The organism is Paenibacillus sp. R14(2021) (assembly GCF_019431355.1).
Classification (GTDB): domain Bacteria; phylum Bacillota; class Bacilli; order Paenibacillales; family Paenibacillaceae; genus Paenibacillus_Z.
The window spans coordinates 1,468,404-1,485,507 of sequence record NZ_CP080269.1; the positions used below are offsets into that span (position 1 = coordinate 1,468,404).

The 17,104-nt window shown below is 53.6% G+C and carries 16 protein-coding genes; 1 reads left to right on the forward strand and 15 read right to left on the reverse strand.

Annotation, left to right across the window (positions count from 1 at the left end; genetic code table 11):
• Positions 1-179: 179 nt before the first annotated feature.
• Positions 180-554 carry a LysM peptidoglycan-binding domain-containing protein gene (locus KXU80_RS07065; RefSeq protein WP_219837529.1) on the reverse strand — a complete coding sequence of 125 codons (375 nt, stop codon included), beginning with the start codon at positions 552-554 and terminating at the stop codon, positions 180-182.
• A 191-nt stretch (positions 555-745) separates the two neighbouring features.
• Between KXU80_RS07065 and lexA the strand changes: the two genes are divergently transcribed.
• A complete protein-coding gene (gene lexA, locus KXU80_RS07070; RefSeq protein WP_219837530.1) occupies positions 746-1,366 on the forward strand; it encodes a transcriptional repressor LexA in 621 nt (206 codons plus the stop codon).
• A gap of 96 nt (positions 1,367-1,462) precedes the next feature.
• On the opposite strand, the gene KXU80_RS07075 is transcribed toward lexA, so the two are convergent.
• The 14 genes from KXU80_RS07075 to mutL form a co-directional block, all read right to left on the reverse strand.
• Positions 1,463-2,041, reverse strand: a complete 579-nt coding sequence (locus KXU80_RS07075) for a hypothetical protein (RefSeq protein WP_219837531.1) — start codon at positions 2,039-2,041, stop codon at positions 1,463-1,465.
• 134 nt (positions 2,042-2,175) lie between these two features.
• Entirely contained in the window at positions 2,176-3,504 is a 1,329-nt protein-coding gene (gene glnA, locus KXU80_RS07080) for a type I glutamate--ammonia ligase (protein WP_219837532.1), read from the reverse strand.
• Positions 3,505-3,535: 31 nt separating this feature from the next.
• The gene (locus KXU80_RS07085; RefSeq protein WP_162644588.1) at positions 3,536-3,946 is read right to left on the reverse strand and encodes a MerR family transcriptional regulator; all 411 of its coding nucleotides are present in this window, start codon (positions 3,944-3,946) and stop codon (positions 3,536-3,538) included.
• A 61-nt stretch (positions 3,947-4,007) separates the two neighbouring features.
• Positions 4,008-5,234, reverse strand: coding sequence for a methionine gamma-lyase family protein (locus tag KXU80_RS07090; protein ID WP_219838916.1), 1,227 nt, complete (start codon positions 5,232-5,234; stop codon positions 4,008-4,010).
• Between the two features lie 101 nt (positions 5,235-5,335).
• Positions 5,336-6,622 carry a GTPase HflX gene (gene hflX / locus KXU80_RS07095; protein WP_219837533.1) on the reverse strand — a complete coding sequence of 429 codons (1,287 nt, stop codon included), beginning with the start codon at positions 6,620-6,622 and terminating at the stop codon, positions 5,336-5,338.
• A 28-nt stretch (positions 6,623-6,650) separates the two neighbouring features.
• A complete protein-coding gene (locus KXU80_RS07100) occupies positions 6,651-7,634 on the reverse strand; it encodes an AAA family ATPase (protein ID WP_219837534.1) in 984 nt (327 codons plus the stop codon).
• Between the two features lie 119 nt (positions 7,635-7,753).
• Complete coding sequence (locus KXU80_RS07105) at positions 7,754-8,440, reverse strand: YdcF family protein (protein ID WP_219837535.1); 687 nt, start codon at positions 8,438-8,440, stop codon at positions 7,754-7,756.
• The gene (locus tag KXU80_RS07110; protein WP_219837536.1) at positions 8,437-8,991 is read right to left on the reverse strand and encodes a ribonuclease FAU-1 family protein; all 555 of its coding nucleotides are present in this window, start codon (positions 8,989-8,991) and stop codon (positions 8,437-8,439) included. Before KXU80_RS07110 ends, KXU80_RS07105 begins: the two co-directional genes overlap by 4 nt.
• Positions 8,992-9,190: 199 nt before the next feature.
• Entirely contained in the window at positions 9,191-9,889 is a 699-nt protein-coding gene (locus KXU80_RS07115; protein ID WP_219838917.1) for a peptidylprolyl isomerase, read from the reverse strand.
• A 63-nt stretch (positions 9,890-9,952) separates the two neighbouring features.
• A complete protein-coding gene (locus KXU80_RS07120; protein WP_219837537.1) occupies positions 9,953-12,553 on the reverse strand; it encodes a PBP1A family penicillin-binding protein in 2,601 nt (866 codons plus the stop codon).
• Between the two features lie 208 nt (positions 12,554-12,761).
• Positions 12,762-13,001, reverse strand: a complete 240-nt coding sequence (hfq, locus tag KXU80_RS07125) for an RNA chaperone Hfq (protein WP_219837538.1) — start codon at positions 12,999-13,001, stop codon at positions 12,762-12,764.
• Positions 12,998-14,005 carry a tRNA (adenosine(37)-N6)-dimethylallyltransferase MiaA gene (gene miaA / locus KXU80_RS07130; RefSeq protein WP_219837539.1) on the reverse strand — a complete coding sequence of 336 codons (1,008 nt, stop codon included), beginning with the start codon at positions 14,003-14,005 and terminating at the stop codon, positions 12,998-13,000. Before miaA ends, hfq begins: the two co-directional genes overlap by 4 nt.
• Complete coding sequence (locus KXU80_RS07135) at positions 14,002-14,772, reverse strand: class I SAM-dependent methyltransferase (RefSeq protein WP_219837540.1); 771 nt, start codon at positions 14,770-14,772, stop codon at positions 14,002-14,004. The genes miaA and KXU80_RS07135 overlap by 4 nt, the downstream gene beginning before the upstream one ends.
• Entirely contained in the window at positions 14,769-17,009 is a 2,241-nt protein-coding gene (gene mutL, locus KXU80_RS07140; RefSeq protein ID WP_219837541.1) for a DNA mismatch repair endonuclease MutL, read from the reverse strand. The genes KXU80_RS07135 and mutL overlap by 4 nt, the downstream gene beginning before the upstream one ends.
• Positions 17,010-17,104: the final 95 nt, after the last annotated feature.

Consider the following 17,104-nt stretch of genomic DNA (forward strand, 5'->3'; position numbering starts at 1 on the left):
CATCACATTCTTTACTTTGACATTTTTAATCCTCCATTGTCAAGGCGACAACATGTCCGCTGCTTGGGTTCTGCCATGTCAGTGCAAGGCTTATTAATGCCTCGATACAAAACAAAAAAGGACCAAGCAGCGCGGCCCGCCTAGTCCTGTTTCTTAACATATAGTTATGCTGCAAGCTATTAATCCGCTGGAACAATCAGTGACTGTCCGGCCTTTAATGAACCGCCGCTTAAGTTGTTCCGTTTCTGCAGCGCATACACAATCTGCCGGATATCCTCGCCTTCCTTACGAATGTCGCTTGCGATCTCCCATAATGTATCGCCAGAGCCGACAATAATCACTTGTTCCTCTGCGGTCGGTTGGGCGGGAAGCTCGCTGTTCGCATGGCTCGTCATTAATGTAAGACCAGTAAACAGCAGGACGAAGAATAACGTTGCAGCAGCAAGACGAATCAATAACCGTTCTGCCCTGCGCTCCTGACGTGAACGCGTTGCTGTATGTGTAATGGATCCCTTACCTGGATTAGCGGTTGAATACATAGATATCGTTGTCATTATTATCAGCACCCCAAACGTTTGTTCTGTACTCGATGAATCCAGAATAACACGAACATCCGTTTGCAGTCAACACATTTTAGAACGTTTGTTCGCAGAAAAATGCGAACTTGTGTTTCTCGAACTTATGTTTGTACGAACTCCGGTTCTGTGTTATAATTTGACACAAATGAAACGATGGAGTGATTCCGGTGTCGAAACTTTCAAACCGCCAGCAGGCGATACTAGAATTCATTAAGACGGAAGTTCGCGAGAAAGGTTACCCGCCTTCCGTTCGTGAGATCGGTGAAGCTGTCGGACTGGCATCAAGTTCAACGGTTCACGGCCACCTGGACCGTTTAGAGAAGAAGGGCCTCATTCGCCGCGACCCTACGAAGCCTCGCGCAATCGAAATCTTAGATGGAGAAGACAATGAAATTCCATTCCCCCTCTCCATCGCTAAGGTGCCTGTTGTAGGTAAAGTAACCGCCGGCGTCCCGATTACGGCGACAGAGAATATCGAGGATTACTTCCCTCTTCCAGCAGATAAAGTCGGCGACGATACTGTCTTCATCCTTAACGTCATGGGTGAGAGTATGATCGAGGCCGGCATCCATGACGGAGATTATGTCATCGTTCGCCAGCAGCAGAATGCGACCAACGGCGATATCGTTGTTGCCATGACGGAGGACGACGAAGCTACCGTCAAGACCTTCTATAAGGAGAAGGATCACATTCGCCTGCAGCCGGAGAACGCAACGATGGAGCCAATTCGCCTCCGCAACGTTACGATTCTCGGCAAAGTCATCGGCCTCTTCCGCGATATCCACTAAACATAAGCACAAGGGGCATTCACAGCGCTTGCATGAAGCGCAGTGAATGCCCCTTGTGCTTTTCGATTTGCAGATCATTAACAATGTTCATGTCACTTAACCTACAATCTCACGGAACAATAGGTTCCGATAGAGAAACCGGCTGCCTCGGAATTTGAAGGTAAGCGTTACCCCCGAGAAATCGCTCGTAACGGCTTGCAATGCCTTAGATGTCACTTTTTGTCGAACAAGCCTTCGAATGCGCGCGATGTCATTTGCGTTGACAGCGGACGCCAACGCCACAGCATAAGCTGGTGATTTCGAAAGTGCTGTATAGAATGGGATGACCGCCCTTGCAATGGCACGATGGATCGGCGTTGAGAACGTAAACTGCGCCGTACCGGGAGGAATCGTTGTTCCGTTTGAATACTGCAGGGTAGGCGGCGGAAATTGGAAATCAATAAAATACCCGATTCCATTCACGGAAAACCCGCTCAGCTTCGCCGGCGGCGTCACCGCCTTGAACAAGGCTAGCAATACGTCCAAATTCGCCTGCCTTACCGCTCTGGACCATCGCAGCGCAAAGCTGCGGTTGCCGGCGATTTTCATATAAAAGGGCGTCATGATGGCAGCCACATGGGAAAGCACAGGGCCCGTGAGCTTGAAAGAGGTCCCTGCTTTTATAATACCCTTCATTCATGGCACCGCCTTTCAGCAAAGTTCTAATGCGGCATTGTATGCGCAATGGGCTGTACAAGTGCGGGTGAGTTCCTCGATCCAAACAAAAAAACTGCCCCCGCGGTTCCGCGGAAGCAGTCGTGATCTTGGTTCTAGTAGAGCGACAGGTACTGATCGCGCTCCCACTCGTGAATTTGCGTGCGGTACATATCCCACTCGATTTCCTTCAGCTCATAGAAGTGAGCAAGTGCATGATCGCCGAGCGCGTCGCAGATGACTTCACTGCGAAGCAGCTCGGTGAGCGCTTCCTTGAGGTCATCCGGCAAGCTCGGGATGCCTTCGTCGATCCGCTCCTCATCCGTCATTACATAGATGTTACGATCCGTTGGCGCAGGAAGCGGCAGCTTGTTGCGGATACCGTCCAAACCTGCCTTCAACATAACAGCAAGCGCCAGATAAGGGTTAGCGGCCGGATCCGGGCTGCGTACTTCAATACGCGTGCTTAAGCCGCGGGAAGCCGGAATTCGGATCATCGGGCTGCGGTTGCTCGCAGACCAAGCTACGTAGCAAGGTGCTTCATAACCAGGCACAAGACGCTTGTACGAGTTAACTGTTGGATTCGTGATGGCTGCGAATGCACGCGCATGACGCAGCATACCTGCCATGTAGTAGCGGGCAACTTGGCTCAAGCCCAGCTTGTCGCTCTCGTCATAGAAGGCGTTCACGTTGCCGCGGAACAGCGATTGGTGGCAGTGCATGCCGGATCCGTTTACACCGAACAACGGTTTCGGCATGAAAGAAGCATGCAGGCCGTGCTGGCGGGCTACGGTTTTAACGACAAGCTTGAACGTTTGGATTTGATCGGCAGCTTTGATCGCATCCGCGTATTTAAAGTCAATTTCATGCTGGCCTGGCGCCACTTCGTGGTGCGATGCCTCAATTTCGAAGCCCATCTCTTCCAGCGTCAGCACGATTTCGCGTCGGCAGTTCTCTCCGAGATCCATTGGCGCAAGGTCGAAGTAACCGCCTTGGTCGTTCAGCTCCGTCGTCGGGTTGCCTTGCGCGTCGGTTTTGAACAGGAAGAATTCCGGTTCCGGACCTACGTTCATAGCGGTAAAGCCCATTTCTTCCGCTTCTTTCAGCGCACGCTTCAGAATACCCCGCGGGTCGCCGGCAAACGGCGTGCCGTCCGGCATATAGATATCACAGATCAAGCGGGCAACGCGATCCTCGGCCACCCAAGGGAATACGACCCATGTATCCAGGTCTGGATAGAGATACATATCGGACTCTTCGATCCGCACATAACCTTCGATGGAAGAACCGTCAAACATCATTTTATTATCGAGTGCTTTCTCCAGCTGGCTGACGGGAATCTCTACGTTCTTGATCGTTCCAAGCAAGTCGGTGAACTGAAGACGAATAAACCGGACATTTTGTTCCTTCGCGATACGTCTGATGTCATCTTTGTTGTAGCTCACGGAATCAGCTCCTTTTGGTTATTCATTGTTATTATTTTTTGTTATAGAAACGGGACAACTGGCCTTGAATTAACGAGGCTTTGCCCGGTCTCTTCTCAAGCAGCTGCTGTTTCAGCAGGCGGTGAAGCTGTGCATCCGACAGCTCGCGTCGTTTCACTTCTGACAATTCGCTGACGACAGTCGCGTCTTCCGATTCCTTCGAAACCGGGTTCATCACCTGCTTGATGCCGGCGATATTAACGCCTTTCTCAATCAGCGATTTGATTTCGAGCAGTCTCTCCACGTCGTTAAACGAGAACAACCGCTGGTTCCCGGCCGTACGAGCGGGTACGATTAGTTCGTGCTGCTCATAGTAACGGATTTGCCGAGCGGTCAAGTCGGTCAACTTCATGACGATGCCGATCGGAAAAAGCGCCATATTTCTGCGTATTTCGTCACCCATGTCGCATCAACCTTCCAGTATCTGATATATGCTCTCATTGTACATCTATGCCAAAAACGTGTCAAGTTGTGTAAGGTTTAATTACAATCAACTCTCGTTCGGCAAGCATGCTGAGCGCGTTCAGAACACCGTATTTGACATGGGCATAAGTGAGTCCGCCCTGCATATACGCGATAAAGGGCTCACGGATCGGCGCATCCGCCGAAAGCTCCAAGCTCCCACCCTGCATAAATGTACCAGCCGCCATAATAACGGGATGTTCATAACCAGGCATGTCCCACGGCTCGGGGGTGACATGTGAATCTACTGCGGATGCGCGCTGCACGCCCTGCACGAACGCTATTAGCTGATCCGCTTCCTTGAACCGAATTGCCTGAATCAAGTCCGTGCGCGGCGCATCATAACGGGGGCTGCTTTCGAAGCCAAGCATTTCAAATATCGCCGCGCCGAAAACACTGCCCTTGAGCGCTTGTCCGACGAGATGCGGAGCCAAAAACAAGCCTTGATACATGGCTCGCAGCGTCCCGAGCGTCGCTCCGACATCGCCGCCAATACCCGGTGCCGTAAGCCGATAAGCGGTCAGGTCGACTGCTTCCTTCCTGCCTGCTACGTAGCCGCCTGTCGGCGCAAGGCCGCCGCCCGGATTCTTGATTAACGATCCAGCCATCAGATCAACGCCAACCTCGGTGGGCTCCAATTCTTCCGTAAATTCACCGTAACAGTTGTCTACGAATATATATACGTCCGGTTTCAATTCTTTTACCCGTTTCACCATCTCGCCAATCTGGGCAACGGTATAGGATGCGCGCCAATCATAACCGCGCGAACGTTGAATGCCGATCACACGGGTTCGAGCTGTCATGCGGGCTGCGACCGTGTCCCAATCAATGGAGCCGTCCGCAAGCGGAGCAACCTCGCCGTAGGCGATGCCGAAGTCCTGCAGCGATCCCTTGCCGTCGCCGGGCTTCCCGATCACCTTATGCAGTGTGTCATACGGACGTCCCGTAATGTAGAGCAGCTCGTCGCCCGGACGAAGCAGCCCGAATAACGCACAGCTGATCGTATGGGTCCCGGATACGAAATGCGGACGCACCAGTGCAGCTTCCGCGCCCATGACATCCGCGTAGACTAAATCTAACACTTCTCTTCCCCGATCATTATAGCCGTACCCGGTCGAACCGTTAAAATGATAATCGCTGACGCGGTGCTTCTGAAACGCTTCAATCACTTTCCACTGGTTGCGCTCAGCGACGCCGTCCAGTGAACGAAAAACAGGGGCGGCCTGCATCTCTGCAGCCTCCGCCCACTTGGTCAACTCTAACCAGCTTGTACGTTCTTGCTGTTTCACCTTCAAAGTCTCTCCTCATATCTCCACGTTGTTTTTTATGCTTAATGAACATATTGTTCCAGCGTATGGCCATGAACCTCATAATCCTGCTTGTTCAGCTGGACCGTCAGCCACATGCTCTCGCCTTCAACGGACTGTTCGAGTACATCACCCGTTCGGTAAGCAAGCGCAATCAGATCGCCGCGTTCGGCCGGCAGCACGAAGGTTCGCGTAGCGCCTGTCATCTTGTCTTGAATCTTCTGCCGCAGCCGCAGCAAATCCGAATCGTTATACGCATTGATCACAAGCGTATCCGGTCCGTTGGCCGGCAGGAGCTGACCGCTTCCCGCCACAACCAGATCCATTTTATTATAAATCATCAGCTGCGGCTTATCGGCTGCGCCAAGCTCGCCAAGGATGTGTTCCACGACCGAGATCTGTTCTTCACGCATGATGGAGGAGCTGTCGATGACATGAAGCACGAGATCCGCTTCGCATACTTCCTCCAGCGTCGCCCGAAACGCGGCGATCAAGTCATGCGGCAGATTTTGAATGAAACCGACCGTATCTGTCAGCACGACTTCGCTGCCGCTTGGAAGCGTCAAATTGCGGGATGTAGGATCAAGTGTAGCAAATAATTGGTTCTCCACATATACATCGGCCTGCGTCAGCTCACGAAGCAGCGTCGACTTGCCGGCATTGGTATACCCGACGAGCGCAACCTGCTGCACGCCGGACTTCTTGCGGCGCTCGCGGTGAAGCGTACGGTGCCGCACGACTTCTGCAAGCGTGTGCTTCAAATCCGAGATCCGGTCACGAATATGGCGCCGGTCGGTTTCTAGCTTCGACTCGCCGGGACCTCTTGTCCCGATTCCGCCGCCAAGACGGGAGAGATTCTTGCCGTGGCCGGATAGCCTTGGCAGCAAGTAGCTGAGCTGAGCCAGTTCGACTTGAATTATACCCTCTCTAGTTTTGGCACGCTGCGCAAATATGTCCAAAATCAACTGCGTCCTGTCGATGATTTTCAAATCCAGCGATTCTTCCAAATTGCGGACCTGTGCACCGGAGAGCTCCTGATCGAATATCGCAGTCGTAGCGCCAAGCTCCTCGGCAGCGGCTCTGAGCTCCTCGACTTTGCCCTTGCCGATGAACCACTTGGTATCGATCTTCTCCTTATTCTGCGTCAGCGACGCCAACACTTCGACGCCTGCCGTTTCCGCCAAGCTGACTAGCTCCTGAAGGGAATGCTCGGGATTGCCCGGCCCTCGTTTGATATCGGGGGTTATAAGGCTGACGAGAATCGCCCGATCTTGCATACCGGTATCGGTATCGTAGGTTGTTTGCCTCATAGTTGGCGGTTGCAGCTCCTTTAAATGTTCATTTCTCCCATTTCAAATCCTCCGGGCGAACAGCCATGAGTTCCTGTTTGCCCGGTGAACCGGCAGGATACTGATTCAATAAGCGGACCGCCTGATGACGGAAGGCTTTCTCGATTATATTGCGCACATAACGCGCGTTGCTAAACGCGAACATCGACATTGCCTTCTCCTGCATGAGATGCTGGCGCAGCTTGAACACTGACTGGGGAATAAGTGTGTAATCCCGGTCCTTCGCCATTAACTCCGCAATTTGGATGAGCTGATCCACCGAATAGTCCGGAAAATCGATTTGAATGGGGAAGCGCGACGGCAGGCCCGGATTCGTCAGCAGAAAGTTCTCGATTTCGAGCGGATAACCCGCAAGAATGAGCACGAATTGATTCCGATGGTCCTCCATCGCCTTGACAAGGGTATCGATCGCCTCCTTGCCAAAATCCTTCTCACCGCCGCGAGCCAAGCTGTAGGCTTCGTCCACAAACAGTACGCCGCCAAGTGCCTTGCGCACAAGATCACGGGTTTTCTGGGCGGTATGCCCGATATATTCACCGACCAGATCGGCTCGTTCCACCTCAATCATATGGCCCTTAGACAGTACGCCCATCTTGTTGAACAGCTTCGCCACAATGCGAGCGATCGTGGTCTTGCCTGTACCAGGATTCCCGGTAAAGATCATATGGTACACATGCGATCCGCCCGACAGCCCTGCATCCGAACGCATGCGGCTGATTTGCAGCAGCGCATATATTTCATAAATCAGCAATTTCACGTTCTCAAGCCCGACCATGGGGTCGAGCTCACGTTGGATGTCTAGGAACGGGTCGTTCGCGGACAGCGGCCGTGCAGCAGCGGCCGGTTCGCTGTCGATTTGCGGTGCCGGGCTGCCGGCAAGGGCATACGATTCGCTGCTTCGGAGGACTACATTGATTTGACGGGCGGGTCTTCCACTGCCACTCCCGCCTGTCGTAACGACTCGATCGTCCATATGTGCTTCATCACCTGTCCTTCAAGGATCATGGGCATCTGCTGCGCGTATAATCCATTGTATTCTAGTGATAACCGCCATATTAACAGATTTAAGGCGAGCCTTAGTCAGGATGACAGCTAATCCGGCAGCCGTAAGCCGAGGCGCATCAGTTGTTCATCCAGCTTCCATTTCGTATAGGCCAATACTTCCCGCGAATAATTGTAGCCGACGCTCAGAACTTGGGATTTGTAGCCCGCGGTCACGGTATTCGCCGGATAATTCAAATACGCGGAAATTTCCCCGGCGCGAGGCGCATGGAAGTCATGGGTAACGATTAGAAGCTTGCACCAGCCGTGTTTGGCGGCCAGCGGCCGGCTGAAGAGCAGATTCTCGTAGGTGCTCCTGGAGTCTTCTTCCAGCATCATCTTCACTTTCGGGACACCCTTAGCTGCCAAATAATCGCGCATGCCCTCCGCTTCCGAGAGCGTAGAGCCATTATGATCATGCCCGCCGGAGAGAATAAAATACTTCACGGTACCCTGCTTGTATAAAGCGTACCCGTGCTCCAGCCGCTCGCGCAAACCGGGACTTGGCTTATTATCCCAAAGCGCTGCGCCTAAGATAATGGCTGCATCTGATTTTGGAACCGGTTTCGGTAAATCATAGCTGCAAATCAACCAAAGCAAATATGCACACCAGAATACGCCGAGCGCCGCGACCCAAGCGCAGATCCGCAGAAGAAGAAGTAAGGGACGGAAACGTCTGCGGGAACTGCGTTTTGGGCTGCGCTTCGGGTTCCGCTTCGATTCGGCTGCGGCTTTCACGATTCGCTGAGCTCTCCGCTCTGCGCCAACGTTTTGCGATGCTTCAAGCTGAGCGTAAAATAACGAAACCGTCCGTTTCGTATCGTAGACAGCAGTCTGCCTGCCGTCTTGCGTGCAAGCGCGGCATCTTTATTCGTCACCGTTCCTTGGGTAACGGCTTCCTCCAGCTCATCTTCGTCGAGCAAAAACACCTCTCCGCTCGGAAGTACAACGACATCGAGATACAAATCGTCAAACCATGGAACCTGTTGATCCGTCAAGCCCTGCGTCTTGCAAATATCGATATACCACTGAACGACGCGATTCTTATCATCGAACATCGTCGTCACGACAAAATGTTCACCTCGCGGAAAATGCTGCATCCACAAATAGCCTCGGTCAGCCAGGCATAATTTGCGCCCGTTGTATTCTTTCCAAAGCGGTTCGCGCAATTCGTGGATGCGATAGAACGTCACAAGACCCTTGAATTCGTCTCCGTCCATCGTCAGACACGTGTAACTTCTACGCAGGATGCGGCGCCAATTGGCTCGGTCAGAAAATTTTCGTTTCATACGGAACGACCTTTCCGTTAGGATCGCGCTCTAGTTCGGCGCGGAACGCAAACAAGCAGCAGGGCAGATTTCCCTCATTAAAAAAAGATTACCACAACTTAACGTCCATCTCCAGCGACCCTATAAAATAAACCAAGCCCCGCCTTGTACGATTATACAAAAGGAGAGCAGCATCCAGCCGCTCTCCCCATTGCCAAGCTTATTTCTCCGTAATCGTGATTGTCTTGATGATGACGTCTTCCGTGGGCTGGCTCGGTTCGCCGGAAGGACTGGCCGTTACCGGCGTAGCTGCAATTGTCTTCACGACGTCCATCCCCTCGGACACTTTGCCGAAGATCGGATAGTTAGGCGTATTGTTCAACCCAGCCGCGTCCGCTCCGGTACAAATGAAGAACTGGCTTCCTCCGGTATTCGGTCCTGCGTTCGCCATTGCCAGCGTGCCTTCTTCGTAGCTGTGGCCATTGTTCAGTTCATCGGGAATGGAATAACCCGGACCGCCGCCACCGGTTCCTGTAGGGTCTCCACCTTGAATCATGAAGGTTTGGATAATGCGGTGAAACTTCACGCCGTCATAAAATTTCTCGTTAGCCAAGAACACAAAGTTGTTAACGGTCTGCGGCGCATCCTTCGCATACAATTCAATCTTGAAGTCGCCTTTGTTCGTCTTGAACTCGGCTGTATACGATTTATCCTTGTCAATTGTCAGCTTCGGCATCTCGGACCAGGATTTCGGCGTACTGCCTGCATTGCCCCCATTGCCCGAATTACCTGCATTGCTCGCGCCAGACTGCACATTTTGATTGTCTTGCGCCGTGTTATTCGTTTTTGCTCCGCATGCCGTAACTACAATCAACATTGCCGACAATACGAGCATGAGCGCCGTACGGTTCTTCATCATCATCTTCGAATAAGCCTCCACGTCTAGTAATTCTTGTCTTCAAGCGCTAACTGTCCCGCTCGCTTACGGCGAGGTTACTGCCGTATCGTTCTTGTTCGCTTCTTCACCGCCCGGTGCTGTCGGTTGACCATTTACAGGAGTGGTACCGTCATCGGTACCGTTGTTTGTGTCGCCAGACCCTGTACCCGTATTACCGCCAGTGCCGTTGCTGCCTCCGCTGCCATTTTCGTTGCCGTTTCCAGGCTCGATAGGCTGACCGCCGTTATTCGGGTTTTGGCCCCCGTCATCCGGAGGCGTTGTACCATTGTTGCCCCCATCCGGAGGCGTACCGCCGTTATCCGGATTCTCCGTTCCGTTTCCTGGTGTCGTGCCGTCGTCGCCTCCGCTTCCATCGCCCGGCGTCCCTTGATCCGGATTTTGCGGATCTGACGGATTGATTTGAATCTCCGGAATGTCGACCTTCAGCTTGCTCGACGGCTCGCCCTCCATATCTTTCTTCGGATCATAGGCGGTCACGTAATACTCGTAGCTCATTCCGGGAGCAATGCTCAGGTCGTCTACGCCTGTCGCATCCAGCGAATCCAGCAGCTTCGTAAATGCTGCCTCGCTCGCTTCCTTACGATAGACACGATACGTCATTCCTTCGCCCTCCACAGGGGACCAGGACAGCTGCACTCTAGCATTTTGTTCGTCGTACACCGCGTTGAAGTTCGTAATACCGATCGGCGGCTTCTCTACATGCACCTCTGCCGGCTTCGTGAAGCTGCCTTTCGGCACGCCTTTCATCGCTTCGCGCATCACCTTACCGAACATCGCGGCAGACTGCTCGCTGCTTCGCTTGATCATATGATCTTTATCGGTATGATCATAGCCCATCCATACCACGGCTGTCCATTCCGGTGTATAACCAGCGAACCAGGCATCGCGATTGTAGCCGTTCTTCACGCCGGGAACCCCGTTCTGCGTCGTACCGGTCTTACCGGCGACAGGCCTGTCAATACGGGCATTTACCCCGGTGCCGCCCTTCTCGAGAACGCCTTGCATAAGCTCTGTCATGTAGTAGGAGGTGGAAGGCTTCATCACCTGTTCAGAAGTCGGCGCATTGTATTCGTACAGCGACGTATCATCTTTATCTGTAATTTTGACCAATGCATGCGGATCGACGGTTTTGCCGTCATTCGCGAACGCGCTGTAAGCCTTTGCCATCTGGTAAGGCGTAACGCCGTACGTCAAACCGCCAAGCCCGATCGCCAAATTGCGATCCTTCGTTTTATCCAGCTCGAAGCCGAGATTTTCCGCAAAAGCCAAACCGGTTTTGACGCCCATCTCATTCAAGAGCCAGACCGCAGAGGCATTCCGCGATTCTTTAATGGACTGCTCCATCGAAACAGGACCGATATACTTGACCCTGTTGCTGTCTCTCGGACAGTAGCTGCCATAGCAGGTTTTCACGTCTTGCAGAATCGACCACGGAAAATAATCGCCGGTCTCGATCGCCGGTCCATATACCGTTATCGGTTTAAAAGAGGAACCCGGCTGACGCGGAATCAGCACCCGATTCGTACCTTTGTTCGCATAGTCCCGACCGCCGACAAGACCTTGGATTTCGCCGGAGCGGTGATCTACGATGATCATCGCGCCCTGCTCCTTCTGCGCGTCGACGCTCTTCTCGAAATTGTTGTCGTCTTCGAATTCCCGCTCCATGACAGACTGTGCCTGCGTGTTAAGCGTCGTAAAGATCTTGTAGCCGCCGATGCGCATCTGCTCTTCGGTCAGGCCGCTGACCCGTTCGGCTTCGTCCAAGGCGTAATCAATGAAAGCCGTATAGGTTTCTGTATTTTTGTCCTGCTCGACCGGCTCGTATTTAACGGCCTTCGCCTCGTCCATTTGTGCTTTCGTGATATACCCTTGATCGAACATCAGCTGCAGGACGACTGCCCGCCGCTCCATCGATTTTTCCGGGTTTTTGATCGGATTATACGTTGACGGTGCTTTGGGGATTGCGGCAAGGGTCGCCATCTGCCACAGCTTCAAATCCTTCAGGTCGGTATTGAAATATAACTCTGCTGCTGCTTTGACCCCATAGGCGCTCTTCCCGAAATAAATCCGATTCAGGTACATCGTTATGATTTCGTCCTTCGTCTTCTTATGCTCCAGCGCAACCGCGATGGAAGCTTCCGTCGCTTTGCGGAACGGTGTTTTGTCGGACGAGAGAAATAAATTTTTCGCCAGTTGCTGCGTAATCGTACTTCCGCCTTCTACCGCGCTGCGGGCAACGACGTCCTTCACGAGCGCGCGGCCGATCGACCATAGATCGATACCGGAATGCTTCTCGAAGCGTTGGTCTTCCGTTGCGATAACGGCATCGCGCATCAGCTCCGGAATTTCGGCAAACTCCACGTTCTCGCGGTTCGCGCCGAGCCTTGTCACTTCTTTTCCTTGTCCGTCGTAGATCGTGGAAGCTTCCGGAAGAATCAATTTATCTTGATTCTCGGACAAAATCCTTTCCCCGTTCAAAATAATGAGCATATAGCCAATGATCCCGCACACGACAGCGATCGCTGCCGTAAAAAACAGCCATACGGCTAATTTGCGTTTTTTGTTTTTCTTCTTCGGTTTCTTCTCCGTTCGCTTGGTATTCGCTTTGCGCGGTCCTACAGCCATAAGCAAGGTCCCCTCCAAATTGGAAACGCGGATGATACGCTTCTCTCTATTTATACCCTATATGAGTAACCGGCAACGGGGAGCGTGAAACATGATATCCCGTCAATAAAAAGAACAACCCCGCACGTCGCAAGGGTTGCTCTTTCGTGCCGATATCCAATTAAACGTAACATGCTTAGAAAAGGTTTCATCGCATGCTCTCCGGTAGTTACGCGTCGTTGTCTTGCACCTGCATGAGCGAAACATTACGTTGCGGGGTAAACGTCGAAATAGCATGCTTGTACACCATTTGCTGGCGGCCTTCGCTGTCAATGACGATCGTGAAATTGTCAAAGGCTTTAATGACACCGCGAATTTGGAAACCGTTCGTTAAATAGACGGTTACCGGCACGCTGTCTTTGCGAAGTTGATTCAGAAACGTATCTTGAATGTTGATAGATTTGTTCATTGCGCGTTACCCCCATCGTCAAAAGGTTGGTTAATAGTATATTCAAGTTCCATCCTAAACTTTCCTGCTATTATACCATGAATTGTTTGCAAATTCTCGTTAAAATTTTCACCGCAATCGATCCAGTGAATGTCGTTCATGTGCCTGAACCAGGACAACTGGCGCTTCGCGAAGTGCCGCGTGTCGCGTTTCAGCAGCTCAACGGCCGACTCCAGCGTCATATGACCTTGTAAATAAAGCACGATTTCCTTATACCCCAATCCATGCATGGAAACGGCATCCCCCGGAACGCCCTGTTCCAGCAAACCGCGAACTTCTTCCACCAAGCCTTCTTCGATCATGGCATCGACTCGTTCATTGATACGGGCGTAAAGCACAGCACGGTCCATGGTCAAGCCGATGATACAGAGTTCGTAAGGAGAGGTCTTTTTCTGTCCTTCCAGCTGCCGGGAAACTGTGGATCCCGTCAAATGGTAGACCTCCAACGCGCGGATGACGCGGCGCTGATCATTGGGATGCAGCCGCTGCGCCGCCTCCGGATCTACGGCGCGCAGCTTGTCATGAAGGGCTTCGGCACCTTGATTCAGCGCATAGAGACGCATTTCCTCGCGAAAGGCATCATCCGATCCCACTTCCGCGAATTCGTAAGCGTAGGCGACGGACTCCACGTAAAGCCCCGTTCCCCCTACGATAAAAGGCAGCTTGCCCCGGCTTTGTATAGCCGGGATCAGGGCGGCGCAGCGCTCCTGAAACTCTGCAACCGAGAACGGATGCACCGGATCGCAAATATCGATGAGGTGATGCGGGATGCCCTCCCGCTCCTCAGGTTTGATTTTGGCCGTGCCGATATCCATGCCCTTGTACACTTGAATGGAATCGCCGGAAATGATCTCCGCGTTCCATGCTTTGGCAAGGTCCAGGCTCATCCTCGTTTTGCCGACGGCAGTCGGTCCGATCAGCACGAGCAGCTTCGGCTTGGCGCTATCGTTTGATGCTGAGCTCATGATGGCAGAATCACTCCGTATGCAATTTTGTTTCTGTGGCGGCGCTGGAAGCCAAGACGCTGGAACTCGCCGCTGTCCCCGTGCTCCTTGAGCACGACGCATTTACGGGCGACGCGAAGCGCTTCCCGAATGGATGCTTCGCTGAGCGCGGAGCTGTTCGCCAGTCCTCTTAGCGGCGCAAGCGCCGAAGAATCGTGCAGCGGCTGGCGGAACATCGGATCGAAATAAACGATGTCCGCGCTCTTGTCCGGCTGCGCGGACAGGTAGCTGAGATGATCGATGCACTGCATCTGAATGCGGCGCAGCGCCTCGTTGACATCTCCGTGCTCAGTATGATAGCTGCGCAGCCCTTCGCGAACGACGGTATACAGCATCCGCTCGCTCTCCAAGGCTGTCACGGATCCTGCTTTCCCCGCTGCATACGCAAACACGATGGCATCCGAGCCGAGTCCTGCCGTACAATCAATCACGACATCGCCTGGCTGGCAGCCGGTCAGCGTAATGAGCGGGTCGCTCTCGCCTTTGCGCATCCGTTTGACGCGGACGTAAGCCATGCTGGGATGAAAATACAGCGGCTCCTCCGAATTCTCATAATAGCGCAGTCCACGATCGTCTGCAACAAGGAGGCAGGAATCCTCGTATTTCTGCTTTAGCAGCTGCAGCGAGTCTTGTTTGCGCGGTACGTAACGGCCTCCCAGCTCCTCGGCGATCCCCTGCGCGTAGTGAATCTGCTCCTCGGATGGCTTCTGCGGCGTCGACACGATCATGACATCACCCGCTTGAACATCTTCTCCAGCTGGTAGGTTGTCATATGAACGACGATCGGTCGGCCGTGCGGGCAGGTGTACGGCTGCATACAGGAAGCGAGCCTTCTTAACAAGCCTTCCCCTTCTTCGCGCGTCAGCCGGTCGTTCGCTTTGATCGACGCCTTGCATGAGCACATAATGGCCGATTTCTCGCGCAGCTTGCCGACGTCAATCGCGCCTCGCTCTTGCAGCAGCCAGTCCGCCATTTCCTCGATGACGTCGCCTTCGTCGCCTGCAGGCAGCCACTCCGGGTATGCGCGAACAAGAAAGGTGTTCGAACCGAAAGGCTCGAGCTCGACGCCCGCTTCTTGCAGCAGATGAAGCTTGCTTTGGAGCGCGTCAGCCTCTGTCGGCGTAAATTCCAGCGTCAGCGGAACCAGCAGCTGCTGGCTCGCCTGTTCCGGCCGGCTGAATTTATCCAGATAGTATTCATAATTGATCCGCTCGTGCGCGGCATGCTGATCAATCAGAAACAGCCCTTCCTCGTTCTGTGCGACGATGTACGTCCCATGAAGCTGGCCGATCCAGTAGAGCTCAGGAAATGCCGGTGATGCAGGGTCAATGTCGCGATGAGGCGAATCAACGACGGGAGCGGCCGGCTCAGGCTGCTTATCGATAGGCTGATACACGGTATGGCCCGCGGTCGGATGGGTATAGCCGGTTTCCGCCGATTCTCTTGCGCTCCACTCCCGATTCTGCCCGCTTGGAGGCGCATAGAGCCGTTCTGTCGCGTCCTTCGGAACAGACGCCGATCTGGCGCTTTGCCATTCCTGCTGCGACTGACTTCTGGCCGGCAAGCCCGCTGGCCGAAGCGAAGAGGATGAGCCCGTTACCCGCTCCGCGTTGAACGGAGCTGTTTGGGAGCTCTCCGACGTATGAGCACAACCGAAATCCGAAGAAGCGAATGCGTCCTCCGTTCGGCTGCCGAACGATTGTTCTGCTTTGTCAAGCGCGGCCGCCACCTCGGCTGCGGACAGTTTGCCGGCAGCATCAGCTGGCCGATTCAGAGATGGTCGTTCTGCCTGCGGCGTCGTTTGGAATAACGGCATGTTGGCCGCGGACGATGGCGAAGCATACGGATTGGCAGCGATGACCGGAGAGACGGCTTGGCCGTCAGATCCCGCTGGCTCAGGCTGATGAAACGAAATCCGGTCTTGAATGAAAGCCGGCTTCGAACGCTCGGTCGGCGATGCCGGACCGGGAATATGACGCTGCTTGCCGAGCGCGCGTCTGATGGCGTCCTCAATAAATTCGCGCAGTTCCGCCTCTTTGCTGAATCGAACTTCCATCTTGGAAGGATGGACGTTGACATCCAGCAGGGACGGGTGCATACCCAATTCAAGCACGGCGAGGGGAAAGCGGTTAATCGGAAGCAGCGTATGATACGCCTGCATCATCGCTTGATTCAGCACAAAGCTCCGGATATATCGACCGTTCACAACAACAGTGATGCCATTGCGGTTCGAACGGGTTTGTTCCGGCTTGGAAATGTAGCCGCGCAGCTCGTAGTCTGGATGTTCCCCTTCGACCGCCAGCATCGCTTTGGCTGTCGCCGTGCCGTAAATCGCGGCGAACGTCTGAAGCCGGTCTCCGCTGCCGAGCGTGCGCAGCAAGGTGTTACCGTTATGCTTCAGCGTGAAAGCAATGCCGGGATGCGCCAAGGCCAGCCGGTTCACGTAATCGGCGATATGGCCAAGCTCGGTTTGAATCGTTTTCATATATTTCAGCCGTGCCGGCGTGTTGTAGAACAGCTCCCGCACGCTGATATCCGTGCCTTGCGGAGCGTTCGACTCCTCGTTGACGACGATCGTGCCGCCTTCGATTACGAGCCTGCGGCCGAGTCCGCTCTTGTCCGGCGCTGAGATGCATTCTACCTTGGCTACGGCCGCGATACTTGGCAGCGCCTCGCCCCGGAAGCCAAGGCTGGCGATCCGGAACAAATCCTTACTGGAGGATATTTTACTCGTCGCGTGCCGGTAGAAGGCCGTCTCGATATCGTCGCCTTCGATCCCCGTGCCATCGTCGGTTACGCGAATGAGCGACAAACCGCCCTCCTCGATGACGATATCAATCGTGGAGCTGCCGGCGTCGACGGCGTTCTCAACGAGCTCCTTCACAACGGAAGAAGGCCGTTCCACAACCTCGCCGGCAGCGATTTGGTTGGCTAGCTGCTCATCCAAAATCCGGATTTTGCTCATGAACGTCACCCTTTAAAAGTTTTTTGCGATACTACTTGAATACGCTTCGGAGCTAGCAAAAAACTTGCATCGGAAGCATAAGCTTAGATTTTTGC

Excerpts from the sequence above, each read along its gene's own strand:
- KXU80_RS07065 (WP_219837529.1), bottom strand. The coding sequence starts at position 554 with ATGACAACGATATCTATGTATTCAACCGCTAATCCAGGTAAGGGATCC.
- KXU80_RS07075 (WP_219837531.1), bottom strand. The coding sequence starts at position 2,041 with ATGAAGGGTATTATAAAAGCAGGGACCTCTTTCAAGCTCACGGGCCCT.
- KXU80_RS07085 (WP_162644588.1), bottom strand. The coding sequence starts at position 3,946 with ATGGGTGACGAAATACGCAGAAATATGGCGCTTTTTCCGATCGGCATC.
- KXU80_RS07090 (WP_219838916.1), bottom strand. The coding sequence starts at position 5,234 with ATGCAGGCCGCCCCTGTTTTTCGTTCACTGGACGGCGTCGCTGAGCGC.
- hflX (WP_219837533.1), bottom strand. The coding sequence starts at position 6,622 with ATGAGGCAAACAACCTACGATACCGATACCGGTATGCAAGATCGGGCG.
- KXU80_RS07100 (WP_219837534.1), bottom strand. The coding sequence starts at position 7,634 with ATGGACGATCGAGTCGTTACGACAGGCGGGAGTGGCAGTGGAAGACCC.
- KXU80_RS07110 (WP_219837536.1), bottom strand. The coding sequence starts at position 8,991 with ATGAAACGAAAATTTTCTGACCGAGCCAATTGGCGCCGCATCCTGCGT.
- KXU80_RS07115 (WP_219838917.1), bottom strand. The coding sequence starts at position 9,889 with ATGATGAAGAACCGTACGGCGCTCATGCTCGTATTGTCGGCAATGTTG.
- KXU80_RS07120 (WP_219837537.1), bottom strand. The coding sequence starts at position 12,553 with ATGGCTGTAGGACCGCGCAAAGCGAATACCAAGCGAACGGAGAAGAAA.
- hfq (WP_219837538.1), bottom strand. The coding sequence starts at position 13,001 with ATGAACAAATCTATCAACATTCAAGATACGTTTCTGAATCAACTTCGC.
- miaA (WP_219837539.1), bottom strand. The coding sequence starts at position 14,005 with ATGAGCTCAGCATCAAACGATAGCGCCAAGCCGAAGCTGCTCGTGCTG.
- KXU80_RS07135 (WP_219837540.1), bottom strand. The coding sequence starts at position 14,772 with ATGATCGTGTCGACGCCGCAGAAGCCATCCGAGGAGCAGATTCACTAC.
- mutL (WP_219837541.1), bottom strand. The coding sequence starts at position 17,009 with ATGAGCAAAATCCGGATTTTGGATGAGCAGCTAGCCAACCAAATCGCT.